This is a genomic window from Streptococcus oralis, assembly GCF_024399415.1.
GTDB lineage: Bacteria > Bacillota > Bacilli > Lactobacillales > Streptococcaceae > Streptococcus > Streptococcus oralis_CS.
Genome location: NZ_CP029257.1, coordinates 645003 through 669699 on the forward strand (window position 1 = coordinate 645003; position 24697 = coordinate 669699).

The 24697-nt window shown below is 41.3% G+C and carries 28 protein-coding genes; 25 read left to right on the forward strand and 3 right to left on the reverse strand.

Translation table 11 applies throughout. The features are described 5' to 3' along the window. Positions 1-22: 22 nt before the first annotated feature. On the reverse strand, positions 23-1216 hold the full coding sequence (locus DG474_RS03235) for a cation diffusion facilitator family transporter (RefSeq protein WP_255778794.1): 1194 nt from the start codon (positions 1214-1216) through the stop codon (positions 23-25). A 314-nt stretch (positions 1217-1530) separates the two neighbouring features. On the opposite strand from DG474_RS03235, the gene DG474_RS03240 reads away from it, so the two are divergent. From DG474_RS03240 to yaaA, 5 genes are all read left to right on the forward strand, one after another. Continuing rightward, on the forward strand, positions 1531-4227 hold the full coding sequence (locus tag DG474_RS03240) for a cation-translocating P-type ATPase (RefSeq protein WP_255778795.1): 2697 nt from the start codon (positions 1531-1533) through the stop codon (positions 4225-4227). A gap of 104 nt (positions 4228-4331) precedes the next feature. Continuing rightward, positions 4332-4742: a peptide deformylase gene (locus tag DG474_RS03245; protein WP_000412252.1), complete on the forward strand. Its 411-nt coding sequence runs from the start codon at positions 4332-4334 to the stop codon at positions 4740-4742. A gap of 11 nt (positions 4743-4753) precedes the next feature. Then, a complete protein-coding gene (locus tag DG474_RS03250) occupies positions 4754-6349 on the forward strand; it encodes a hypothetical protein (protein ID WP_255778796.1) in 1596 nt (531 codons plus the stop codon). Between the two features lie 85 nt (positions 6350-6434). Continuing rightward, positions 6435-6566 carry a DUF3953 domain-containing protein gene (locus tag DG474_RS03255; RefSeq protein ID WP_002874755.1) on the forward strand — a complete coding sequence of 44 codons (132 nt, stop codon included), beginning with the start codon at positions 6435-6437 and terminating at the stop codon, positions 6564-6566. Between the two features lie 79 nt (positions 6567-6645). Continuing rightward, the gene (yaaA, locus tag DG474_RS03260; protein ID WP_042902724.1) at positions 6646-7374 is read left to right on the forward strand and encodes a peroxide stress protein YaaA; all 729 of its coding nucleotides are present in this window, start codon (positions 6646-6648) and stop codon (positions 7372-7374) included. A 31-nt stretch (positions 7375-7405) separates the two neighbouring features. On the opposite strand, the gene DG474_RS03265 is transcribed toward yaaA, so the two are convergent. Beyond that, complete coding sequence (locus DG474_RS03265) at positions 7406-7954, reverse strand: NADPH-dependent FMN reductase (RefSeq protein ID WP_042902725.1); 549 nt, start codon at positions 7952-7954, stop codon at positions 7406-7408. A 91-nt stretch (positions 7955-8045) separates the two neighbouring features. Beyond that, positions 8046-8492, reverse strand: a complete 447-nt coding sequence (locus DG474_RS03270; protein WP_255778797.1) for a MarR family winged helix-turn-helix transcriptional regulator — start codon at positions 8490-8492, stop codon at positions 8046-8048. Positions 8493-8610: 118 nt separating this feature from the next. Here DG474_RS03270 and DG474_RS03275 point away from each other — a divergent pair, with 118 nt between their 5' ends. From DG474_RS03275 to DG474_RS03370, 20 genes are all read left to right on the forward strand, one after another. Continuing rightward, positions 8611-9087, forward strand: coding sequence for a cell wall elongation regulator TseB-like domain-containing protein (locus tag DG474_RS03275; protein ID WP_255778798.1), 477 nt, complete (start codon positions 8611-8613; stop codon positions 9085-9087). Positions 9088-9096: 9 nt separating this feature from the next. Then, positions 9097-10275 (forward strand): pyridoxal phosphate-dependent aminotransferase, encoded by a 1179-nt coding sequence (locus DG474_RS03280; protein ID WP_042902728.1) that lies wholly within the window; start codon positions 9097-9099, stop codon positions 10273-10275. A 152-nt stretch (positions 10276-10427) separates the two neighbouring features. Continuing rightward, positions 10428-11771: an asparagine--tRNA ligase gene (gene asnS, locus DG474_RS03285; protein WP_042902729.1), complete on the forward strand. Its 1344-nt coding sequence runs from the start codon at positions 10428-10430 to the stop codon at positions 11769-11771. 147 nt (positions 11772-11918) lie between these two features. Further along, the gene (gene rpsF / locus DG474_RS03290) at positions 11919-12209 is read left to right on the forward strand and encodes a 30S ribosomal protein S6 (protein WP_002896497.1); all 291 of its coding nucleotides are present in this window, start codon (positions 11919-11921) and stop codon (positions 12207-12209) included. A gap of 11 nt (positions 12210-12220) precedes the next feature. Further along, positions 12221-12691: a single-stranded DNA-binding protein SsbA gene (gene ssbA, locus DG474_RS03295; protein ID WP_000609596.1), complete on the forward strand. Its 471-nt coding sequence runs from the start codon at positions 12221-12223 to the stop codon at positions 12689-12691. 31 nt (positions 12692-12722) lie between these two features. Beyond that, a complete protein-coding gene (gene rpsR / locus DG474_RS03300) occupies positions 12723-12962 on the forward strand; it encodes a 30S ribosomal protein S18 (RefSeq protein ID WP_000068664.1) in 240 nt (79 codons plus the stop codon). A 332-nt stretch (positions 12963-13294) separates the two neighbouring features. After that, positions 13295-13804 (forward strand): GNAT family N-acetyltransferase, encoded by a 510-nt coding sequence (locus DG474_RS03305; RefSeq protein WP_000858591.1) that lies wholly within the window; start codon positions 13295-13297, stop codon positions 13802-13804. 440 nt (positions 13805-14244) lie between these two features. Continuing rightward, positions 14245-15393, forward strand: a complete 1149-nt coding sequence (gene wecB / locus DG474_RS03310) for a non-hydrolyzing UDP-N-acetylglucosamine 2-epimerase (RefSeq protein WP_000734436.1) — start codon at positions 14245-14247, stop codon at positions 15391-15393. Between the two features lie 6 nt (positions 15394-15399). Next, the gene (locus tag DG474_RS03315; protein WP_000800615.1) at positions 15400-16179 is read left to right on the forward strand and encodes a hypothetical protein; all 780 of its coding nucleotides are present in this window, start codon (positions 15400-15402) and stop codon (positions 16177-16179) included. 142 nt (positions 16180-16321) lie between these two features. Next, positions 16322-17632, forward strand: a complete 1311-nt coding sequence (locus DG474_RS03320; protein WP_000625492.1) for a glycosyltransferase family 2 protein — start codon at positions 16322-16324, stop codon at positions 17630-17632. An 8-nt stretch (positions 17633-17640) separates the two neighbouring features. Continuing rightward, positions 17641-18744, forward strand: coding sequence for a family 8 glycosyl hydrolase (locus DG474_RS03325; protein ID WP_070657440.1), 1104 nt, complete (start codon positions 17641-17643; stop codon positions 18742-18744). Positions 18745-18866: 122 nt separating this feature from the next. After that, the gene (locus DG474_RS03330; protein WP_255778799.1) at positions 18867-20267 is read left to right on the forward strand and encodes a bifunctional Cof-type HAD-IIB family hydrolase/peptidylprolyl isomerase; all 1401 of its coding nucleotides are present in this window, start codon (positions 18867-18869) and stop codon (positions 20265-20267) included. A 1-nt stretch (position 20268) separates the two neighbouring features. Beyond that, the gene (locus DG474_RS03335; protein WP_000689620.1) at positions 20269-20628 is read left to right on the forward strand and encodes a S1 RNA-binding domain-containing protein; all 360 of its coding nucleotides are present in this window, start codon (positions 20269-20271) and stop codon (positions 20626-20628) included. 53 nt (positions 20629-20681) lie between these two features. Beyond that, on the forward strand, positions 20682-21431 hold the full coding sequence (locus DG474_RS03340; RefSeq protein ID WP_000657018.1) for a tRNA1(Val) (adenine(37)-N6)-methyltransferase: 750 nt from the start codon (positions 20682-20684) through the stop codon (positions 21429-21431). Beyond that, on the forward strand, positions 21421-21705 hold the full coding sequence (locus tag DG474_RS03345) for a GIY-YIG nuclease family protein (protein WP_000349631.1): 285 nt from the start codon (positions 21421-21423) through the stop codon (positions 21703-21705). The genes DG474_RS03340 and DG474_RS03345 overlap by 11 nt, the downstream gene beginning before the upstream one ends. Before the next feature lie 85 nt (positions 21706-21790). Continuing rightward, on the forward strand, positions 21791-22726 hold the full coding sequence (locus DG474_RS03350) for a manganese-dependent inorganic pyrophosphatase (RefSeq protein WP_049477470.1): 936 nt from the start codon (positions 21791-21793) through the stop codon (positions 22724-22726). A gap of 53 nt (positions 22727-22779) precedes the next feature. After that, a complete protein-coding gene (locus DG474_RS03355) occupies positions 22780-23106 on the forward strand; it encodes a DUF2568 domain-containing protein (RefSeq protein WP_049477471.1) in 327 nt (108 codons plus the stop codon). Between the two features lie 122 nt (positions 23107-23228). Continuing rightward, positions 23229-23741 (forward strand): YiiX/YebB-like N1pC/P60 family cysteine hydrolase, encoded by a 513-nt coding sequence (locus DG474_RS03360; RefSeq protein ID WP_049477472.1) that lies wholly within the window; start codon positions 23229-23231, stop codon positions 23739-23741. Further along, positions 23725-24375: a DUF1803 domain-containing protein gene (locus DG474_RS03365; protein ID WP_255778800.1), complete on the forward strand. Its 651-nt coding sequence runs from the start codon at positions 23725-23727 to the stop codon at positions 24373-24375. Before DG474_RS03360 ends, DG474_RS03365 begins: the two co-directional genes overlap by 17 nt. A gap of 101 nt (positions 24376-24476) precedes the next feature. Continuing rightward, a complete protein-coding gene (locus DG474_RS03370; RefSeq protein ID WP_000051185.1) occupies positions 24477-24677 on the forward strand; it encodes a CsbD family protein in 201 nt (66 codons plus the stop codon). The last annotated feature ends 20 nt before the right edge of the window (positions 24678-24697 follow it).

Here is a 24697-nt window from a genome sequence, read left to right on the forward strand (position 1 = left end):
AGGCCCTATCCATTGGATAGGGTCATTGTTTGTCTTCTTTTTTAGTTTCCTGGTGGAAGATATTTTGCCAAGTTTCATGGCGACGCCAGATACTGGTGTGGACGATACCATCTAACTCATAGCAAATGAGCTTGGTTTTCTGACTAATGGAAGTGATTTGAATATCCTTAATAGTAGCTTTAAGTTCTTTTTCGGCTTGATAAGCGACTTTATCCATCTGCTCTCCATCTTGACGGATATAGAGAAAGTCCTCAGCAAGGAGTTCTTCTAGCTGATTTCCTTGGTCAATCAATTGCTCACGCATGAGCAGTTTTTTGTAGACATTGTCTAAAATTTCGTCCTCAGGTATGGGAGCTGGCTCGATATGAACATCGGTATCAAAGACTCCAAAACGTTCTTCCAGCATGGATTCGACCTGGTCCGCAATCTCGTGACTTTCATAGACAGATAGGTCAGGATTCATCTCCAGGGTGATATCAAGGTAGATATTGCTACCGTAGGTACGCCCTCTTTGGGACTTGACCTTACTAATCTTTGGTATTTCCATGATGGCCTTTTGGTAGTCCTCTAGCAGACGGTCATCGAAGCCATCTGAAAGACTAAAGGAAGACTCGATAAAGATATCATAGGCTGTCTTTAAGATAAAGAAAGTGATGATGATTGCAACCAGTTTATCCACAATTGGATAATTGAAACTGCTGGCTAGGATAGCAATGGTCGTCCCAAGCGAGGTGACAGCATCGGAAAGATTGTCCTTAGCAGCTGCTTTGAGAGCCTTGGATTTGGATTTCTTACTGAGACGAGTATTATAGAGATAAACGGCGAACATGACTGCTGCAGAGACGACTCCGAGAGTTGCACCCAATGGGTCGATAACTGTCTGTTCCCGACTGAGAATTTTTTGAATGGTGTCCCGAAGAACATCAAAGCCAACGTAGAACATGATGATGGAAGTAATCAAACTAGCCAAATCTTCAATTTTCCAGTGACCGAAACGATGGTCACGATCTGCGGGTTGGCGAGCCATCCGAATCCCAATCAAGAGAGCAACATTTCCAATAATATCTGATACGTTGTTGAAACCATCCGCTACCAAACTGGAAGAATGCAGGAGGTGGCCAGTTGCCAATTTTGCTGCAGACAAGAGGAGGTAAGTCGAAATGCTGATAATGGCTCCACGTTCTGCCAATTTGAGATTTGACATGGATTGGTTCATCGGGCTTCCTTTCTAGTCATATAGTATTCTACCATTATACTGGTTTTCAAAGGAAAATTCAAATTTAGTCTTGTTTCATCGGATTTAAACCCTTGAAAATTGTTCAAATTTTGATATAATAGTACTACTCAAGGGAGTAGCTGGCAGAAACCTGTGATAGTGTCGTCATTCCGAATTGTATACTGAAAAGTATGTTTTCCGGCACTATCTTAAACAGCGAGACTTGTTATGATTAACAGGTCTCTTTTTGTTTGTCGTGAAAAGATAGGACAGAAAGAGAGTCTGTTTTGCACACAATGTCAAGGAGGAGACACATGTCAAAAGAACAAAAACGCCAAGCGTTTTATACTCAAAGTCCTGAAGAGGTCTTGAAGTCAGTAGAAGCAAATGAGCAAGGTCTTTCGTCAAGCGAAGCGCAGAAACGCCTAGCTGAATATGGACGCAATGAACTTGAAGAGGGTGAGAAAAAATCACTCCTAGTCAAGTTTATCGAGCAATTTAAGGATTTGATGATTATCATCCTAGTTGCTGCGGCTATCTTGTCTGTCATCACTTCTGGTGGGGAAGATATCGCAGATGCTATCATCATCCTAGCCGTGGTTATCATCAACGCTGCCTTTGGTGTTTACCAAGAAGGAAAAGCAGAAGAAGCCATCGAAGCCCTCAAGTCTATGTCTAGTCCAGCTGCTCGCGTTCTTCGTGATGGACACATGGCTGAGATTGACTCAAAAGAATTAGTGCCAGGTGATATCGTTGCCCTTGAAGCAGGTGATGTGGTGCCAGCAGACCTACGTTTGCTAGAAGCCAACTCTCTTAAAATCGAAGAAGCAGCTTTAACAGGCGAGTCTGTTCCAGTTGAAAAAGACTTGACAGTCGAGCTCGCTGCAGATGCTGGTATTGGTGACCGTGTCAATATGGCCTTTCAAAACTCAAATGTGACTTATGGTCGTGGTCTTGGTGTTGTTGTCAATACAGGTATGTACACTGAAGTGGGTCATATCGCTGGCATGCTCCAAGATGCGGATGAGACGGATACACCTCTCAAACAAAACTTGAACAACCTTTCTAAGGTCTTGACGTACGCTATCTTGGTCATTGCCCTTGTTACTTTTGTTGTTGGTGTCTTCATTCAAGGAAAAAATCCACTTGGTGAGTTGATGACCTCTGTTGCGCTTGCTGTTGCAGCCATTCCAGAAGGACTCCCAGCTATCGTAACCATCGTTCTTGCCCTTGGTACTCAAGTTTTGGCCAAACGAAACTCTATCGTTCGTAAGTTACCAGCAGTTGAAACGCTTGGTTCGACTGAAATCATCGCTTCTGATAAGACTGGTACGCTTACCATGAACAAGATGACAGTCGAGAAAGTCTTCTATGACGCAGTCCTACATGACTCAGCTGATGACATTGAACTTGGCTTGGACATGCCACTACTTCGTTCAGTTGTCTTGGCCAACGATACCAAGATTGATGCTGAAGGAAACCTGATCGGGGATCCAACGGAAACAGCCTTCATCCAGTATGCCTTGGACAAGGGTTACGATGTTAAAGGATTTTTAGAGCAATATCCTCGTGTAGCTGAGTTACCATTTGACTCAGATCGTAAACTCATGTCAACGGTTCATCCATTACCAGATGGTAAATTCCTCGTAGCAGTCAAGGGGGCTCCAGATCAACTTTTGAAACGTTGTGTTGCTCGTGATAAAGCTGGAGATGTTGCTCCGATTGATGAGAAAGTCACTGAATTAATCCATACAAACAACTCGGAAATGGCTCACCAAGCCTTGCGTGTCCTTGCAGGTGCTTATAAGATTATCGATAGTATTCCAGAAAATCTTACTTCTGAAGAGCTTGAAAACAACTTGATCTTCACTGGTTTGATCGGAATGATTGACCCTGAACGTCCTGAAGCCGCAGAAGCTGTTCGTGTGGCTAAGGAAGCTGGAATCCGTCCAATCATGATTACAGGTGACCACCAAGACACAGCAGAAGCTATTGCCAAACGTTTGGGAATCATTGATGCAAATGATACAGAAGGTCACGTTTTAACTGGTGCTGAACTCAACGAACTGTCTGATGAAGACTTTGAAAAAGTAGTTGGTCAATACTCTGTTTATGCCCGTGTGTCTCCAGAGCACAAGGTTCGTATCGTGAAAGCTTGGCAAAAACAAGGTAAAGTCGTTGCCATGACAGGTGACGGTGTCAATGACGCGCCAGCTCTGAAAACAGCCGATATCGGTATTGGTATGGGAATCACTGGTACAGAGGTTTCTAAGGGAGCTTCTGACATGATTCTTGCAGATGATAACTTTGCGACCATCATCGTTGCAGTTGAAGAAGGACGTAAGGTCTTCTCAAACATTCAAAAGACTATTCAGTACCTACTTTCTGCCAATACTGCTGAAGTTTTAACCATCTTCCTATCAACCCTCTTTGGTTGGGACGTCTTGCAACCAGTTCATCTCTTGTGGATCAACTTGGTAACAGATACCTTCCCAGCTATCGCTCTAGGTGTTGAGCCTGCTGAGCCTGGTGTCATGAACCATAAACCACGTGGACGCAAGGCAAGCTTCTTCTCAGGTGGTGTTTTGAGTTCTATCATTTATCAAGGTGTACTCCAAGCAGCTATTGTTATGAGTGTTTATGGCCTTGCGATTGCTTACCCAGTTCACGTGGGTGACAATCATGCTATTCACGCAGATGCCCTCACTATGGCCTTTGCAACACTTGGTTTGATTCAGCTCTTCCATGCCTACAACGTCAAGTCTGTTTACCAATCCATCTTGACAGTCGGACCATTCAAGTCTAAGACCTTCAACTGGTCTATCTTGGTATCCTTCATCCTCTTGATGGCAACAATCGTTGTAGAACCGCTTGAAGGTATCTTCCACGTAACCAAACTAGACTTGTCTCAATGGGGTATTGTTCTAGCTGGAAGCTTCTCAATGATACTTATCGTCGAAATCGTTAAGTTTGTTCAACGTAAACTTGGTCTTGATAAGAACGCGATTTAAAAAGAAAGTCATCTTCGGATGGCTTTTTTTGCATTTGAGAGAAAGGACTAGGAGTTGCTCCCTTTTGTGCTATAATAAAGTAAAGTAGCAAGGAGTGAAAGAGAATGGAAAAGAAAATTGTCCGAGATGTCTTATTCTTGTCGCAGGTCTCGAAACCTGCAAGTCAGGAAGACCTTTATCTGGCTAAGGATTTGCAGGATACCCTGCTGGCTAATCGCGAGACCTGTGTCGGTCTGGCAGCCAATATGATTGGTGTGCAGAAGCGTGTCATTATCTTTAATCTTGGCTTGGTTCCCATGGTCATGTTTAACCCCATTCTCCTTTCCTATAAAGGACCTTACGAGACAGAGGAAGGTTGTTTGTCTTTGACTGGGGTGCGACCAACAACTCGCTATGAAACGATTACGGTTTCCTATCGTGATAGTAAGTGGGAGGAACAGACCATTACGTTAACAGGTTTTCCAGCTCAGATCTGCCAACATGAACTGGATCATTTGGAAGGACGGATTATTTAGGAGGAACTCAGATGAAACGCATACTTTTTGAACTTGTTTTTATCGCAACGACTTGGTATATCTTTTTGCCGCCCTTCAATCTGACTAGCTGGGAATTCATCTTCTTTCTCTGTGGGCATCTGGTGGTGATGGGGATTTTGTTTAGTTTCCGCAAGGATACCAATCTCCTCAAAACTGTTCATGTACGTCATGGCAAGGCTGCCAAAGATCTCAATCTAGAAGGATTCCTTTTTACCAAACTTAGTAGAGGATTGTTTCTGACTGCAGGTATCATGTTTGCCCTTGCTGGTCTGGTAAGCCTAGTAACCTCTAGCTTTTTCCAAGCAAAAAATTATGCTAATGTGGTGTCTATCACAGAAAAAGATTTTAAAGATTTTCCTAAGAGTGATACCAGTAAGGTTCCAATCCTAGATCGGAGCACTGCAGAAAAGATTGGAGACCGTTATCTAGGCTCTCTGACGGATAAGGTCTCCCAGTATGTGGCAGCAGATACCTACACTCAGCTGACGGTTGATGGCAAACCTTATCGGGTGACACCTTTGGAGTATGCCGACTCGATCAAATGGTTTAATAATCAGTCCAAGGGAATTGGTGAGTATATCAAGGTTGATATGGTGACAGGAAATGCGGAATTGGTGGATTTAAAAACGCCAATGAAGTATTCAGACTCCGAGTACTTTAACCGCGATGTTAAACGTCATCTTCGGATTAAGTACCCAACCAAGATTTTTAAAAAGCCATCCTTTGAGGTGGATGATGAAGGCAATCCTTTCTATGTAGCAACCGTTTATCAAAAGCAGTTTGGTCTAGGAGTTCCTCGCCCTTCGTCTGTTATTATCTTAGACGCCACCAATGGAGAAACCAAGGAATACAGCTTGGATGAAGTACCAGAATGGGTGGATCGTGTCTATCCAGCAGAAGAAACCATCCAGCAAATCAACTATAACGGCAAGTATAAAGACGGCTTCTGGAATGCCTTGATTTCTAAGAAAAACGTTACCCAAACGACCGAGGGCTATAACTATCTTTCTATCGGAAATGACATTTATCTCTACACTGGGGTGACTTCAGCCAACGCTGACGAAAGTAATCTAGGATTTATCCTTGAAAATATGCGCACTGGTGAAATCACCAAGTACAATCTAGCTTCAGCAACCGAAGAATCAGCCCGTGCTTCCGCAGAAGGAGCAGTGCAGGAAAAAGCCTATAAGGCGACCTTCCCTATCCTTGTCAATCTCAATGACAAACCGCTCTACATCATGGGATTGAAGGACAATGCAGGCTTGGTTAAGGAGTACGCATTGGTCGATGCCGTGGAGTACCAAAACGTCATCGTAGCAACTACTGTAGATGAACTCCTCAGCAAGTATGCCAATAAAAACGACCTCGAGCTGGATAATGAAACGGTAGAAAACATCAAGGGAGTGGTTTCAGACCTTAAATCAGCTGTTATCAAGGGTGACACCGTCTACTTTTTCAAAGTTGATGGCAAGATTTATAAGGTCAAGGCTTCCGTGTCAGACGACCTTCCTTACCTTGAAAATGGCCAATCTTTCGAAGGTCAAGTTGGAAAAGATAATTATCTCAAGACCTTTAAAGTACAATAATACTCTTCGAAAATCTCTTCAAACTACGTCAGCGTCGCCTTGCCGTACTCAAGTACAGCCTGCGGCTAGCTTCCTAGTTTGCTCTTTGATTTTCATTGAGTATAAAAATAGGTTTTCTCAGTTCAAGGAGAAAAAAGATAAATTCTTATCTATCTTAACAAGCTTAGCTGGCACAGCCCTTGTTCTCGTGGCTATCTGGTTAGGATGGCCAAAATAAACAGAGAAACCTCGGTATGAACCGAGGTTTTTAAGATGAAATTCTTGGTAGTGGTTGAAAAATATGCTACACTAACAATATGAAAATTTTAATCCCAACAGCAAAAGAAATGAACACAGACCATCCTTGTATCGAAGCGCTCCCTTTGAGGGAAGAAAGTCAGGCAGTCCTTGAATCACTGGCGCATTACTCAGCTAGTGAATTAGAGACTTTTTATAAGGTATCTGTCGAGAAAGCAGAAGAAGAGTACGGCCATATTCAAGCTTTAAAAGATCACAGGGCTAAACATTATCCAGCCTTGAAACTTTTCGATGGTCTCATGTATCGTCACATCAAACGAAATGGGTTAACCGAAGCTGAACAAACCTATCTTGAAAATCATGTCCTAATTACCTCGGCTTTATACGGTGTTGTCCCCGCCTTGTCGCCCATGGCTCCTCACCGTTTGGACTTTCTGATGAAGTTAAAAGTAGCTGGTAAGACTTTAAAGAGTCATTGGAAGTCAGCCTACGATGAGGTCCTACAAGATGAGAACTTGATATTCTCACTCCTATCATCAGAGTTTGAAACCGTATTTTCTAAGGAAATTAGAGAAAAGATGGTGACCTTCAAATTTATGGAGGATAAGGCAAGTCAGTTGAAAATCCACTCAACTATTTCAAAAAAAGCCCGTGGCGCCTTTTTGACCGCCTTGATAGAGGGGCAAGTCCAAACAGTCGAACAAGCTCGCCAGCTCAGTTTTGCAGGTTTTGACTACCAACCTGATTTATCCAGTGACTTAGAACTCGTCTTTGTGAAACAAGCATAAAACCAGCTCATTCGAGCTGGTTTTTGCTGTATTAGTTGATGGCTGCAAGAATGTCGTCCGCTTGTTTTGCAAGTGATGAAGCAGTTGCTTCTTCTAACACCAATTTTCCATCTGTCCAAGCAGAGTCATTGACACGAGCAGCTGTAAAATCACCAACGACTTGTGTACGGATAAATGGCAAGAGGTCTTTATAAATAGCAAAGAGTTGATCGTGACCGGCATTGGCTACAGATGAGACAGTAACAAACTTGTCTTGGAGGGCAGAAGCACCACGTGTATCAGACAAGTCAATGGCGCGAGAGAGCCAGTCAAGCAAGTTTTTCACTGTTCCAGGGATAGAGAAGTTGTAGACTGGAGAGAAGATCCAGATAGCATCCGCAGCAAGGACTGCTTCACGAGTAGCAACTACAGCTGGATGAGTTGGACCTTCCAAATCTTGGCTGAAGAGAGGAACAGCTGAGTAATCAAGATAGCTAACTTCTGCTTTTCCAGCAAGTGCTTTTTCAGCTTCAAGGGCCATTTGGTGGTTGAAAGAACCTTGGCGAAGTGAACCGACGATAAATAGTACTTTTTTAGACATGATGTGTCTCCTTTAGTTTAAAATTCAAAGAGCGAGCCCTTTTGTTACCATCTATGTTACAACAAATGATACTAATTAGCAATAATTTTGCTCACAAATTTTTAAATTTTTTTAAAATGCGGATTAAGTCTTCCTTTTCGCCATCTTCCAAGATGCTGAGTGCTTCTACGATAGAATCGATATGGTCAGGAAGAACCTCTTCGATTTTTCTGCGTCCTGCAGGTGTTAATTTCAGGAAAAAGGATCGACGATCTTTTGGGTCACAAGTTCTAGAAATCCACCCATCTCGAACCATATTTCGAATGACAACAGTCATGTTTCCAGAAGTGGCTAGCATTTTTTCAATCAAATCCTGAATGCGTAGTTCCCCCTTGCTATAGAGGGTTTCCAAAACTGAAAATTGGGTGGGTGTTAGCCCGTGTTCTTTAGCAGCCTTAGCTTCATATGGTTTAAAAGTCCGTATGGCTTTATTGAGGATGATAGTTGTTTTTAAGTCTAGTTGATTATCGGAAATTTTCTCTTTCAAATATTGTTTCATAAGGTTATTTTATCAATAATGAGAGAGAAAAACAAGAACTTATATTTTATAGGAAAAGAATCTTAGAATGTTCCTGTATTCACTTGTAATAAAGGAGGAGAGATGGTAAAATAGACGAGTGAAACTAAGACAGAAAAAAGCAAAAAACAAGCTACTTTTACAGTATGGAATCGGCATTGCTCTGGTAGTACTAGTCATGACGACTTCCTTCCTTTATCTGATATCACTCAGCATGAAACCCTATCAAGATGCTAGAGTTGAGGGAGAAAAACTAGCCAAGCAGTATGCAGAATTGGAAAAGGCAGATCAGGTTGATTTTTATAATGGGCTAGAAGGTTATTACAGCGTTTTAGGACATAATAAAAAGCAAGAGGCCATTGCCGTACTGATTGAAAAGAATGACCACAAGATTTATGTTTATCAGCTTGATAAGGGGATTTCTCAAGACAAGGCAGTGACGATTTCGAGGGAAAAAGGAGCTAGCGACATTGACAAGATTACTTTTGGTCGCTATCAGGACAAGCCGATTTGGGAAGTTAAGTCAGGAAACCAGGACTACCTGGTTGACTTTGAAACAGGAGCAGTGATCCAATAAGGAGGGCATATGAAACTATCCAAACGTGTACTAGAAATGGAAGAAAGCGTCACTCTAGCTAGTGATGCAAGAGCCAAAGCATTAAAAGCTCAGGGAAAGGATGTTCTTTTCTTAACCTTGGGACAGCCTGATTTTCATACTCCTGAAAACATTCAGGATGCAGCGGTAGAAGCGATTCGAGATGGACGAGCTTCCTTTTATACAGTTGCTTCAGGCCTACCAGAGTTAAAAGCGGCGGTTAATACCTATTTTGAACGCTATTATGGGTATTCTGTTGCAGCCAACGAGGTTACCTTTGCCACTGGTGCTAAGTTCTCTCTCTACACCTTCTTTATGGCTGTGGTCAATCCAGGTGATGAGGTCATCATTCCTACACCATACTGGGTCAGCTATGGAGATCAGGTCAAGATGGCAGAAGGTGTGCCAGTCTTTGTCCAGGCAAAGGAAGACAATCACTTTAAAGTAACAGTAGAGCAGCTAGAAGCAGCCCGAACAGATAAGACCAAAGTCTTGGTTCTCAATTCGCCATCGAATCCGACTGGTATGATTTACTCTCGTGAGGAACTCATGGCTATCGGAAATTGGGCTGTTGCGCATGATGTCCTTATCCTAGCAGATGATATTTATGGTCGTTTGGTTTATAACGGGAATGAGTTTGTTCCAATCTCTAGTCTGTCAGAAGACATTCGCAAGCAAACCATCGTGATTAACGGTGTATCTAAGGCCTATGCCATGACTGGTTGGCGGGTAGGTTATGCTGTGGGAAATCCTGAAATTATCGCTGCCATGAGCAAGCTAACAGGACAAACGACTTCCAATCTGACAGCAGTATCTCAATATGCAACGATTGAGGCGCTGACTGGACCGCAAGACTCTGTTGAAACCATGCGCCAGGCTTTTGAGGAGCGTTTGAATACCATTTATCCTCTCTTGTGCCAAGTGCCAGGATTTGAAGTTGTCAAGCCCCAAGGAGCTTTCTACCTCTTCCCAAATGTTAAAAAAGCGATGGAGATGAAGGGGTATACCGATGTGACAGAGTTTACAACAGCTATCCTCGAAGAAGTCGGCCTTGCCTTGATTACAGGAGCTGGATTTGGAGCACCAGAAAATGTTCGTCTCAGCTATGCCACAGACTTGGATACCTTGAAAGAAGCTATTCGCCGTTTGCATCAATTTATGGAAAAATAAAACTTAGAATCTTCGCCTTTTTAGCGAAGATTTTTTGTAACGAAAATCTCACGATTTTTCTCTAGTAGAACCTAGCTATCACAGTCTATTTATGGTAAAATAGTGGGTAATGATGTCTTCGGACAAGTTAAACTAAAAAAGGAAGATAGATTATGACAAAACGTGTAACAATTATCGATGTAAAAGACTACGTTGGTCAAGAAGTGACCATCGGAGCCTGGGTTGCCAACAAATCTGGAAAAGGGAAAATTGCCTTCTTGCAATTGCGTGATGGAACAGCCTTCTTCCAAGGTGTAGCCTTTAAACCAAACTTTATTGAAAAGTTCGGTGAAGAAGTGGGACTTGAGAAGTTTGATGTCATCAAACGCCTAAGCCAAGAAACTTCTGTTTATGTGACAGGAATTGTCAAAGAAGACGAACGTTCTAAGTTTGGCTATGAGTTGGATATTACAGACATCGAAGTGATTGGTGAATCTCAAGACTACCCAATCACACCAAAAGAACACGGAACAGACTTCTTGATGGACAACCGTCACTTGTGGCTCCGCTCTCGTAAGCAAGTAGCGGTTATGCAAATCCGTAACGCGATTATCTATGCGACTTATGAGTTTTTCGACAAGAACGGCTTCATAAAATTTGATAGCCCTATTCTTTCAGGAAACGCAGCAGAAGATTCTACAGAACTCTTTGAAACAGACTACTTTGGAACACCAGCCTACTTGAGTCAATCAGGTCAGCTTTATCTAGAAGCAGGAGCTATGGCTCTTGGTCGTGTCTTTGACTTTGGTCCAGTATTCCGTGCTGAAAAATCAAAAACACGTCGTCACTTGACTGAGTTCTGGATGATGGATGCTGAGTACTCCTACTTGACACACGATGAGTCACTTGACTTGCAAGAAGCTTATGTAAAAGCTCTCCTTCAGGGTGTCCTTGACCGTGCTCCTCAAGCCCTGGAAACCTTGGAACGTGATACGGAGCTTTTGAAACGCTACATTGCGGAGCCGTTCAAACGCATCACTTACGATCAAGCCATTGACCTCTTGCAAGAGCATGAGAATGATGAAGATGCTGACTACGAGCATTTGGAACATGGAGATGACTTTGGTTCACCACACGAAACCTGGATTTCAAACCACTTTGGTGTGCCAACATTTGTCATGAACTACCCAGCAGCTATCAAGGCCTTCTACATGAAACCAGTTCCTGGAAATCCAGAGCGCGTACTTTGTGCAGACTTGCTTGCACCAGAAGGATATGGAGAAATCATCGGTGGTTCTATGCGTGAGGAAGACTACGATGCCCTTGTCGCTAAAATGGAAGAACTTGGAATGGATCGTACAGAATATGAATTCTACCTTGACCTTCGTAAATACGGTACAGTACCACATGGTGGATTTGGTATCGGTATCGAGCGTATGGTAACCTTCGCAGCTGGAACCAAACACATCCGTGAAGCTATTCCATTCCCACGTATGTTGCACCGTATCAAACCATAAGCTAGTAAAAGAAGATAATTTTGTCTTCTTTTTTCACTTTTATCTTGCTATCTATCAGTTTTTCTAGTATAATAGTTTATTGTGAGCAAACCTCACTTACCCCTTGCAACGACTGGGGGTCATTAGACCAAAAGGAGGAACATATCAATGGCTAAATACGAAATTCTTTATATCATTCGTCCAAACATTGAAGAAGAAGCGAAAAACGCTTTGGTAGCACGTTTTGACTCTATCTTGACTGACAACGGTGCAACTGTTGTTGAATCAAAAGACTGGGAAAAACGTCGTCTTGCATACGAAATCCAAGATTTCCGTGAAGGACTTTACCACATCGTTAACGTTGAAGCAAACGACGACGCAGCTCTTAAAGAGTTTGACCGTCTTTCAAAAATCAACGCTGACATTCTTCGTCACATGATCGTCAAACTTGACGCGTAAGAAGGTAAATTATGATTAACAATGTTGTACTTGTAGGGCGTATGACACGTGATGCTGAGTTGCGTTATACCCCATCAAATGTAGCAGTTGCGACTTTTACTCTTGCAGTAAACCGTACATTTAAGAGTCAAAATGGCGAACGTGAGGCTGATTTCATCAATGTCGTTATGTGGCGCCAACAGGCTGAAAATCTTGCTAACTGGGCTAAAAAAGGCTCTCTTATCGGGATCACAGGTCGTATCCAGACTCGTAGTTACGATAACCAGCAAGGACAACGTGTCTACGTAACAGAAGTCGTGGCTGAGAATTTCCAAATGTTGGAAAGCCGCGGAGTGCGTGAAGGACATACAGGTGGAGCTTATTCTGCACCAACTGCTGGTCAATCAGCACCTGCAAACCCAGTACCAGACTTTTCACGTTCTGAAAATCCATTTGGAGCAACAAATCCATTGGACATTTCAGATGATGATTTACCATTCTAATGGACAATTAATACTATAAAGGAGAAAAAACATGGCTCAACAACGTCGTGGCGGATTCAAACGCCGTAAAAAAGTTGATTACATCGCAGCAAACAAAATTGAATATGTTGATTACAAAGATACTGAGCTTCTTAGCCGTTTCGTTTCAGAACGTGGGAAAATCCTTCCTCGTCGTGTAACAGGAACTTCAGCTAAAAACCAACGTAAAGTAACAACAGCTATCAAACGCGCACGCGTAATGGCTTTGATGCCTTTCGTAAACGAAGATTAAAAAAAAGACCCGGGTGGGTCTTTTTTTCAGGTCCAGTGGCCCTCTTTTACACGAGCATGGAAATGAGAGAGCGAGTTGAGGTCCAGTGGACCTCTTTTTCATGAGCTCGGAAATAAGAAAGCGAATTAAGATCCATATGGGTCTTTTTTTCACGAGCCTTGAAATGAGAGAGCGAATTGAGGTCCAGTGGACCTCTTTTTCAGATTTTTATAGGATTTTGTTAGAAAGGATTCCCTGTTGACCTAGTAAGATTCTTTTGTCTTACTAGGTTTTTTCTTTTAATCTTTATTATCGTGCTATAATGGTAGGAGAAAGCTATAAAGGAGCAGCTTATGAAGACGACATGTTCAATTAGAAAAATGCAAGAATCTGACATACAAGAACTATCTCGAGGATTTATCAGCCAAGGTTGGCCAAGTAGAGAGGAGATTTTAACTCGATACTTTAAGGAGCAAGAAAGTGGGGAGAGAGAAGTCTTAGTTGCAGAGGTTGAGGGTGCTTTAGCGGGTTATATCACAATTTTGTCCTGCGCTAAGCAGGGGCCTTTTGCAGAAATCTATCCAGAACTCTCAGATTTTAATGTCTTTGAACCTTTTCAAAATCAAGGTATTGGAAATCTCTTGCTGGAAGAAGCAGAAAAACAAGTTAGGCTCATATCGGATAAGGTGACCCTTGGTGTTGGGCTCCATTCAGGGTATGGACCTGCCCAGAGATTGTACATCAAACGAGGCTATATTCCAGATGGGACGGGTGTTTGGTATCAGAACCATCAACCGGCCATGAATGCGGTTTGTGAAGATATCGGAGAATTGGTCTTGTATCTGTCGAAAAATTTGTTTTAAGACAGATTTTATAAGGTTTAAATTTTAAATATAGTAAACAACAATCACAGTCCCTTTTTCATTCGAAAAAGGAATTTTTTTGTTTGAAATTGTTTGATTTATTCCTCAAAGTGGTAAAATATAATTGTTTGAATTATCAAGATAAAAATAAATATCAAAAAAAACATATAAGGTTTAGTTTTTTTAAATACGGATTCTTTTGAAAAGTCTTAAAATTTCCTAAAATAAGGCTTTTTAAAGGTTGTAAATAATATTGTTACAAAAAGGTTACAAATTGTTAAAATTAAATTAAATGCAATAATATAATTTGGAAAAAATTTGACATATAAATTAATTGACGGTAAAATAATTAAGATAATCAAATTAATTGATTTGCGCAATAATTCGATATAAAGATTAATCTGATGTGTCAAATTTTATTATAGTAGAAGGATAGCGTAATGAAGAAACTGAAAGTGATGGTTGTTTTTGGAACACGACCAGAAGCTATTAAAATGGCCCCTTTAGTGTTAGAATTGCAAAAACATAGTGACAGCATTGAGACGATCACAGTTGTGACAGCTCAGCACCGTCAAATGCTTGATCAAGTTCTTGAAACGTTTAGCATCGAGCCACATTATGACCTGGATATTATGGGGAAAAATCAATCCCTCTTAGACATTACTGGAAAAATTTTAGAAAAGTTTGATCCAGTTGTTAAGCAAGAACTTCCAGATATAATTCTTGTTCATGGAGATACAACAACAACTTTTGCAGCAAGTTTAGTTGCTTTCTATAATCAGGTACGAATCGGCCACGTTGAAGCTGGCCTAAGGACATTTGATAAGTATTCTCCTTTCCCAGAAGAAATGAATCGTCAGATGACTGATAACCTAGCGGATCTCTATTTTGCTCCAACTAGTGAGAGTAAAGAAAATCTCCTCAAGGAAAATCACCCTGAGTCTGCTATTGTCATTACGGGAAATACAGCCATTGATGCCTTGAAACTAACCGTTCAATCGGATTACTATCATGAAGTTTTAGATCAATTGGATCCAGATAAGAAACTTGTATTAGTAACCATGCATCGTCGTGAGAATCAAGGTCAACCAATGAGAAATGTCTTTGCAGCTTTACGTGAGATGGTCGATCTTCATCAGGAAATTGAAGTTGTTTATCCTGTTCACCTTAGCCCTGCTGTGCAAGAAGCAGCAAACGATATCTTAGCTGGTCACGATCGTATTCACTTGATTGAGCCTTTAGATGTACTTGATTTTCATAATTTGGCTTCAAGAAGCTATTTTATCATGACTGACTCTGGAGGTGTTCAGGAAGAGGCGCCTTCTCTCGGCAAACCTGTCCTTGTCCTTCGTGACACAACGGAACGTCCAGAAGGAGTAAGAGCAGGTACGTTGAAGCTAGTTGGTACGGATCCAGTACGTGTGAAAGAAGCGATGGCAGCACTCTTAACAGATGAAACTCTTTATAGACAAATGTCTCAGGCACCAAATCCTTATGGAGATGGAAGAGCCTCTGAACGAATCGTACAATCCATTCAACAGTACTTTGGGGCAGCGACTTCTGTATCGGAATTCAAAGGGGGGAAATAAGATAAAATGAAAAATTGGAGTCAATTTAAAAACTGGCTTATGGCTTTGCTTGCTTGTGAGGTCATTCTTTTGGTGCTTTGTTTTTTGTATGCTCGAGCAATCATTTTAGAACAAATCTTTTTTTTAGCTTTAGCCTTGTTTGCAGTGTTGGTATTATCTGACCTTTTGCTTACTTGGACCCTTATCTTAGCATTTGGTTTTGGACTTATCGTTTTGGTTGCGGGTGTGGTTTATATCCCGATCATTCAACTGGTCTTTTTATTAATCAGTTTTCCTCTTTTGATTGGGATTCTACTTAAGGTTCGTTATTATTTCTTCAAGGTGGCCTCAAAGGTACAAGAACAGGAAGACGAAGCGCGAGCAGATTACCAAGCGATGGTCACTGAACAAAGTGATGTTACGGTTCAATCTCTATTGATTCATTGGGCACATGAAGATTTGTTCTTCCAGATTAAACCGAAAGAACATAACCAGATGCTCAGTAGCATTCAAGAGGTAATTGCTCAGGAATTGAGCTACAATGATAAACTCTATTACGTTTCGGATGGTAATTTTCTCGTTCTATCCAGTAAAAGCCAACATTCTTTGAAGGAACTTTATTTGAATGGTTTGCAGGAGAAACTGAGCAGTTTAGTTTTTCATGGAGAAGATGGCAATCAAGGAATTCAGTTCCAAACAGGCTATTTGGTGATTAACTCTGATAATAAAGATAAATACCAAGACTACGCGGATGTCGCCAGTCATCTCAAACGTCAACTAGAGACAGATGTAATTGTGGAATATTAGGAGGGGAACATGACTTTAACCGAACTATTTTTTGGTATTGCTTTGGGACTCAGTCTCGCCTTTGGCATTTGTTTTATCATACTATTTATTGCATACAATATTCTTTACCATCGAGTAAACAAAAATTTTAAGGCGGTGAATCATGATTAGTCAAATGTTAATGATTTTTACCTTGCTTACAATTTGGATTTCTCTAGCATGGGGCTTGGTAATTCTCTTTTCGGCAGTACACTTTTGGTTTAAACACAGTGATTTTCGTGTAGACACTTCGCCTCTACCTTATTATCCTAAGGTAACGATTGTTGTTCCTGCCCATAATGAGGATGTGGTTATTGCCCAAACGGCAAAAGCTATCTTGGATATGAACTATCCTCACGACCGTGTGGAGTTGCTCTTGTTTGCGGATAACTGTTCGGATAACACCTATGCAGAATGTTTGTCTGTACAAGCCATGCCTGAATATGCAGGAAGAAATCTAACCATTATCGACCGTACTGGTACGGGAGGAAAAGCGGGCGTTCTAAACGATGCTTTGGAGATGGCAACAGGCGAATACATCTGTGTTTATGATGCAGATGCCATGCCTGAAAAAAATGCTCTTTATTTCCTTGTCAAAGAAGTTATGAAGGATCCAGAACGTCATGTGGCATCTTTTGGCCGCAACAAGACTCGAAACGCCAACCAAAATTTCTTGACTCGTTGTATCAACCAAGAGATCGTTGTTACTCAGCGCGTGCACCACGTTGGGATGTGGCATCTCTTTAAAATTGGGCGTATCCCAGGAACCAACTTTATCATTCAAACCGACTTTGTAAAGAGTATCGGTGGTTGGAAAAATGGTGCCTTAACTGAGGATACCGATATTTCCTTCAAAATCATGCAGAGTGGTAAATTGATTGCCCTTGCCTATAATTCAGAGGCTTTCCAACAAGAACCTGAGACCTTAAAGAGTTACTATATGCAGCGGAAACGTTGGGCGAAAGGAAATTATGAAGTTGTTCTCTCGAACTTTAAGCATTTATTTGGCAGAGCAAACTGGCGCGTTAAACTAGAAGTCTTTAACTATTCTTGTGTTTTCTTTTGGTTTAACTTTGCTATTGTTCTTTCGGATTTGATTTTCCTAGCGAATGTGCTAGCGATCTGTCTTAATCTTTTCTTCCCAGATGTCAGGGTTCCATTTGCTTTTGATGCGGACAATATCTACATCGCTCAGCTCATGCTCTTTAACTGGATTCTCATGATTGGTCTCTATTTGATGCAAATTATGACAGCATTGGCAAGTCAATTTGGACAAGCAACAACTAAACAAATCTGGTTAGCCCTGGCAGCCTATTTCTCTTATGCACAGATGTTTATCGTTGTATCCGTTGATTCCATTTCTTCAATCGTGCTGGATAAAGTACTCCGACGAAAAGAAACCAAGTGGGTTAAAACCAAGCGATTTGCAGGATAGGAGGTTCTATGAAAACGAATAAATTAAAATATGTCTGGTTTGTGCTCATTCTTTCTATCTTTTGTTTAGCCTTGTTTTTGGCAAGAGGAAGGACTAAAATCGAGATGCGTAATCGAATTTACAGCCAATGGAGCCAACAGTTCCTTGTTACAAAAGGCAATCAGTCTTATGTTCGTACGACGAGTGATTCGGAGGGAACAACAGTTCTATCTGAAGCCCAAAGTTACGGCATGCTCATAACGGTTTTAGCAGCCCAAAAAGGGCAAGCAAGTCAAGCAGATTATGAGAGTCTTTATCGCTATTATCAAAATCATCGTATTGAGGGAACGCAGTTGATGTCTTGGAAGCAAGTGATCAAAAATGATAGCGAAACGGTCGAGAAACAAAATGCAACTGATGGAGATCTCTATATCGCTTATTCTTTAATTGAAGCTGCCAAACAGTGGCCAGATAAGGCGCAGGAATACCAAGAGCAAGCTAAAAAAATCTTGGATGATATCCTTAAGTACAACTACAATGAAGAGACAGGTGTTTTAACAGTAGGAAACTGGGCAAACAAGGATTCTGATTATTATTACTTGATGCGGACATCTGATACTCTTCCTCACTATTTCCAGTCTTTCTATGACCTGACTGGAAACAAACAGTGGTTAGATGTTAAGGATAAGATGCTTGGGCAATTGGAGCAAATCAGTTCTCATTCTGATACGGGTCTCTTGCCAGACTTTATCTGGGCTGAGAAGTCAGGGGCACGTCTTGTTGATGCCAACACTATCGAATCTCAATACGATGGGGCGTACTCTTATAACGCTTGCCGTTTGCCTTATCACTTGTCACAGAGCCAGGATGAAAGAAGCCAAAAACTCGTTCAAAAGATGATGGATTTCTTTATGAAAGAGCAACGCATTTATGCTGGCTATGACTTGAATGGAACGGCCCTCAATCAATACCAGGCAGGTAGTTTCTTGGCACCGATTACCTACGCGTCTGACAAGGGAGAAGGCTATCTGAAACTTCTTCAGCAAAATAAATACATTTTCACACAAGATTTACCTTCGGACAACTACTATGATGCAACGATGATTACCATGATTGCTCTAGAGATGTTCTAGGATGAAAAGAGAGGGCTAGTTTTTCTGGCTCTCTTTTTGATAGGATTTTCATCTTTTTTCATAAAGGGAATTTCATCAGCTTTATGGTATAATGGAAAGAGTGATGGAAAAGAGGTAGAGAGATGGATGCGAAATTAAAATACAAGGCAAAAAAGATTAAAATCGTCTTTTTTGATATTGATGATACCTTGCGTACGTCAAAGACAGGTTTTATTCCAGCTACAATTCCCACTGTCTTTAAACAGTTACGTGAAAAAGGAATTTTAACAGGAATTGCCTCTGGTCGTGGTATTTTCGGTGTCGTTCCAGAGATTCGTGAGCTCAAACCTGACTTTTTTGTAACTCTAAATGGGGCTTATATCGAAGATAAAAAAGGCCAGGTCATTTATCAGCATCAGATTGACAAGTCAGATGTTGAGGAGTTCATTTCTTGGACTAAGCGAGAGGAAATTGAGTACGGCTTGGTTGGTAGTCTTGACGCCAAACTTTCTACTCGAACAGAACTGATCAGTGAGGCTATTGACCCGATTTATCCGAACCTGGGTGTGGATCCTGACTTTCATGAAAAAGCAGATATTTACCAGATGTGGACCTTTGAGGATAAAGGGGATGACTTACGGTTACCAGATAGTCTCTCTGGTAAACTTCGCATGGTGCGTTGGCATGAACATTCATCAGATATCGTGCCTATTTCAGGTTCAAAAGCAACTGGTGTAGCCAAGGTGGTGGAACATCTAGGCTTGAAACCAGAAAATGTTATGGTCTTTGGAGATGGGCTCAATGACTTGGAACTCTTTGGTTATGCTGGAATAAGTATTGCTATGGGTGTTTCCCATGATAAAATCAAAGAAAAAGCAGATTATATTACAAAAACAGTAGAAGAAGATGGCATTTTTGATGCCTTAGAAGGATTTGGTATGGTAGAAAAAGAATTGCATTTCCCACAAGTAGACATTGAAGCAGTAGAAGGTCCGCTTGCGACCATTAAGACAAATCACGGAGACTTGCGTATCAAGCTTTTCCCTGAACATGCTCCTAAAACAGTGGCTAACTTTGTTGCTCTGTCAAAAGACGGTTACTATGATGGTGTGATTTTCCACCGAATTATCAAGGACTTTATGATCCAAGGTGGAGACCCAACTGGTACTGGTATGGGTGGTGAGTCAATCTACGGCGACTCTTTTGAAGATGAATTTTCAGAAGAACTCTACAATATCCGTGGTGCCCTTTCTATGGCCAATGCGGGTCCAAATACCAATGGCAGCCAGTTCTTTATCGTTCAAAACCAACATTTGCCGTACTCTAAAAAAGAGATTGCGCGTGGTGGCTGGCCTGAACCAATCGCTGAGATTTATGCAGAACAAGGTGGAACTCCTCACCTTGACCGTCGCCATACTGTTTTTGGGCAATTGGTGGACGCAGAATCGTTTGCGGTCTTGGATGCCATTGCAGCTGTTGAGACTGGTGCAATGGACAAACCAGTTGAAGATGTAGTAATTGAAACGATTGAAATTGAGGACTAGAATGAAAATTGGTGATAAGCTAACTGGGCGTATTACAGGAATTCAGCCCTATGGTGCCTTTGTTGAGTTAGAGACAGGGGTGACAGGGCTGATTCACATCTCGGAGATTCGGACGGGATTTATTGAAAATATCTATGACATTTTAAAAATTGGTGATGAAGTCCAAGTTCAGGTGGTGGATTTTGACGAATACACTGGGAAGGCTAGTCTTTCTATCCGTACCTTGGAAGAGGAAAAACATCAATTGCCAAGACGGAGACGTTTTTCAAATGATCGGATCAAGCACGGTTTTGCACCACTTGGGCGAATGATGCCTGTTTGGACGCGTGAGGCACTAGAGTATTTAAAGAAGAAGCCATAAATACGATTATTTAAATCGTTTGTAATATTAACATCATTTGTTATAATAAAAGTATGAAAGAAGAACAATTATTAAAACCAGGAGAGCGAATCAATCAGCTCTTTTCGACAGATATCAAAATCATCCAAAATAGAGAGGTGTTTAGCTATTCGGTGGATAGTGTTCTTTTATCACGCTTTCCTCGCTTCCCTAAACGGGGTTTAATTGTGGACTTTTGTGCTGGAAATGGTGCAGTGGGACTTTTTGCTAGTTCACGTACTCAGGCGCGGATAATATCTGTAGAGATTCAGGAGCGCTTGGCGGATATGGCAGAGCGTTCGGTTCAGTTGAATGGCTTGGAAGAGCAGATGCAGGTCATCTGTGATGATTTGAAAAATATGCCTGCCCACATTCAGGGAAGTAAGGTGGATATGATTTTGTGCAATCCGCCTTATTTTAAGGTGGATCCGCATTCCAATCTGAACGAGAGTGAACATTACCTTCTGGCCAGACACGAAATTACGACTAACCTAAAAGAAATTTGCCGTAGTGCTCAGAGTATTCTCAAGTCTAATGGCCGTTTGGCCATGGTTCATCGTCCAGATCGGCTCTTGGATATCTTAGACATGCTTCAACGCCATAATTTAGCACCCAAGCGCCTGCAATTTGTCTATCCTAAACGTGAGAAGGAGGCTAATATGCTCTTAATCGAAGCTATCAAGGATGGATCGACCAGTGGCTTTAAGGTCTTGCCACCACTCATCGTTCACAATGATGATGGTTCTTATACACCAGAAATTCAAGAGATTTACTATGGATCATAAGGCCTATATGTATGTGGTGGAGTGTCGCGACGGTTCTTACTATACGGGCTATACAACGGATGTGAAGAGGCGCCTTGCCGTTCATAATAGTGGTAAGGGAGCCAAGTATACCCGAGCTCGCTTGCCAGTCAAACTCATCTATGTAGAGGGTTTTGCCAGTAAGGAAGAAGCCATGTCTGCCGAGGCTCTCCTCAAACGAAAGAAACGTCCTCAGAAAGAACGATTTTTATCTGAAAATCAAGAGAAAAATCTAGTCAACCATATTGATGTCTAAGGAGGAGTCTTTTGGCTCCTCTTACTTTTGTCAAAAGAGGAAAAAAGTGCTACAATAAGATGAATAAATTTAAAGAGGTATTATCATGTCTAAGATTCTAGTATTTGGTCACCAAAATCCAGACTCAGATGCCATCGGGTCATCTGTAGCCTTTGCTTACCTTGCAAAAGAGGCTTATGGATTGGACACAGAAGCAGTAGCACTTGGAACTCCTAATGAAGAAACAGCCTTCGTTTTGAACTATTTTGGTGTAGAAGCACCACGCGTCATCACATCTGCTAAAGCAGAAGGTGCAGAGCAAGTCATCTTGACTGACCACAATGAATTCCAACAGTCAGTGTCAGATATCGCTGAAGTAGAAGTTTACGGAGTTGTGGATCACCACCGTGTGGCTAATTTTGAAACTGCCAGCCCACTTTACATGCGTTTGGAACCAGTTGGATCAGCGTCTTCTATCGTTTATCGCATGTTCAAAGAGCATGGTGTAGCTGTTCCTAAAGAAATCGCAGGTTTGATGCTTTCAGGTTTGATTTCAGATACTCTTCTTTTGAAATCTCCAACAACTCACCCATCTGATAAAGTCATTGCGCCTGAATTGGCTGAATTAGCAGGCGTCAACTTGGAAGAGTACGGTCTTGCTATGTTGAAAGCTGGTACAAACTTGGCTAGTAAATCTGCTGAAGAATTGATTGATATCGATGCTAAGACCTTTGAACTCAATGGAAATAAGGTTCGTGTTGCCCAAGTCAATACTGTTGATATTGCTGAAGTCTTGGAACGCCAAGCAGAAATCGAAGCAGCAATGCAAGCGGCTAATGCGGCAAACGGCTACTCAGATTTTGTCTTGATGATTACAGACATCGTCAACTCAAACTCTGAAATTCTGGCTCTTGGATCAAACATAGATAAGGTGGAAGCAGCTTTCAATTTCAAACTTGAAAACAACCACGCTTTCCTTCCAGGTGCTGTTTCACGTAAGAAACAAGTGGTGCCTCAGTTGACTGAAAGCTTTAATGGGTAATTCTTAAGGAATATTTGGAACTGTTAATTTGACTATTTATAGAAGGTGATAGCATGATGCGATTGATTGAAGGACTGCGCTTTTTGGTTGAGGTGGTGGCAATCCTTGGTCTTTTCTCCGTATCTGTGATACAAATTTCTTGGCTGGAAAAATTCCTATTTTTTCTTCTAGCAGTTCTATTAATCTTATTTTGGGCGCGATACATGGCACCAAAATCTCCATATGCTTTTAAAAAATGGCATCGCCTCGTTGCTGAGACATCGATTTTTATTTTAGTTAGTGGTAGTTTTTGGCATTTGTATGGATTGCAAATAGGAATCCTATACTTAGCTCTGTCTTTTGGAAGTTTGGGTCTGCTTTATTATTTTCAGCTAGAGTGATTCTTATAATATATTTAATGAATTATTTAAATGGTAATTATTTGACTGGAGATTGACACGAGAAAACGGTGTTTTCTATATAGCTAAAGGGGTTTCGGCTCCTTTTTTTCTAGGAGAGAAAGATGTTAGAAAATGGTGATTTGATTTTTGTGAAGGATCTTTCAGATATGGGGCAGGCTATCCAGGCTTCTACTGGGAACTATAGTCATGTAGCCATCTTTTTGGACGGTTTCATCTACCATGCTAGTGGGAAAGCTGGTGTCATTTGTCAAGAACCGGCTGAATTTTTTGAACCAACTCATCTTTACGATCTTTATGTCTATCCAGAGCTGGAAGCTGACTTGGTAAAGGAGAGAGCTAGCAAACATTTGGGTGCACCCTATAATGCCTCTTTTTATCCAGATGGTTCTGGCTTTTATTGCTCCCAGTATATCGCTGAAATCCTCCCGATTTTTAAAACTATTCCCATGAAATTTGGGGACGGGGAGCAGGAGATCAGTGATTTTTGGAGGGAATACTACAGGAAACTCGAACTTCCAGTGCCTCTGAATCAACCAGGGACCAATCCTAGTCAACTAGCAGCATCCCCCCTTTTAGAATGTAAAGAAAGGAATCTTCATGATTCAGATTTTTAATCCATCTCGTTTGACTCGGCAGCCATTTTTTATAGATTTGGTGGACTATCTGGACCAGCATGACGATGTGATCCTCCGAGAAATCAAGGCCCAGTTTCCAGATGTGGCAGTTGATAAACTCATGGAAGAGTATATAAAGGCAGGATTGATCCGAAGGGAAAATAAACGCTATTCCCTCAATCTCCCTTTTCTAGAATCAATAGATAGTCTGGTCCTTGACCAAGAAATTTTTGTCAGAGAGGATAGTCCAGTTTATCAAGCCTTGCTGGAGAAAACTTTTGAGACGGAATTGTGCAATCAAACCAATGCTGCCATTTTAGTCGAATCTACAGATTTTGCTAGAGAAAAGATGACCCTGTCTAACTATTTCTACAAGGTCAAGAATCAATATCCTTTGACAGAAAAACAGCAGGAACTCTATGCCATTTTAGGAGATGTCAATCCTGAGTATGCTCTCAAGTATATGACGACCTTTTTACTGAAGTTTCTCAAAAAAGACCAGCTTATGCAGAAACGGCGTGATATCTTCGTTGAGAGTTTAGTCGTCTTGGGTTATATTGTTCAAAACGAAGAAGGAAAGTATGAGTTGGCTGTTGATTTTAACAAGGAACGCTTGACTTTCTATTTACCTTAATTGCTTGCTTTTGAGCAGATTATTTGACTTTACTAAAGAATAAGCATAAACTAAATGTAAGCGATAACCATTATCGTATTAAAAGCAAAGGAGACAGAGCTATGTCACTTGAAAATAAATTGGAACAAGCAACTGGTGCTATCAAAGAAGGATTTGGGAAAGTTACTGGTGATAGCAAAACTGAAGCAGAAGGTGCTGTAGAAAAAACAGTTGCGAAAGCAAAAGAAGTTGTAGAAGATGCTAAAGGTGCTGTAGAAGGTGCCGTTGAAGGTCTTAAAAATTCATTTAAGAAAGAAGACTAAAAAAATCAAGGGAATGCTTC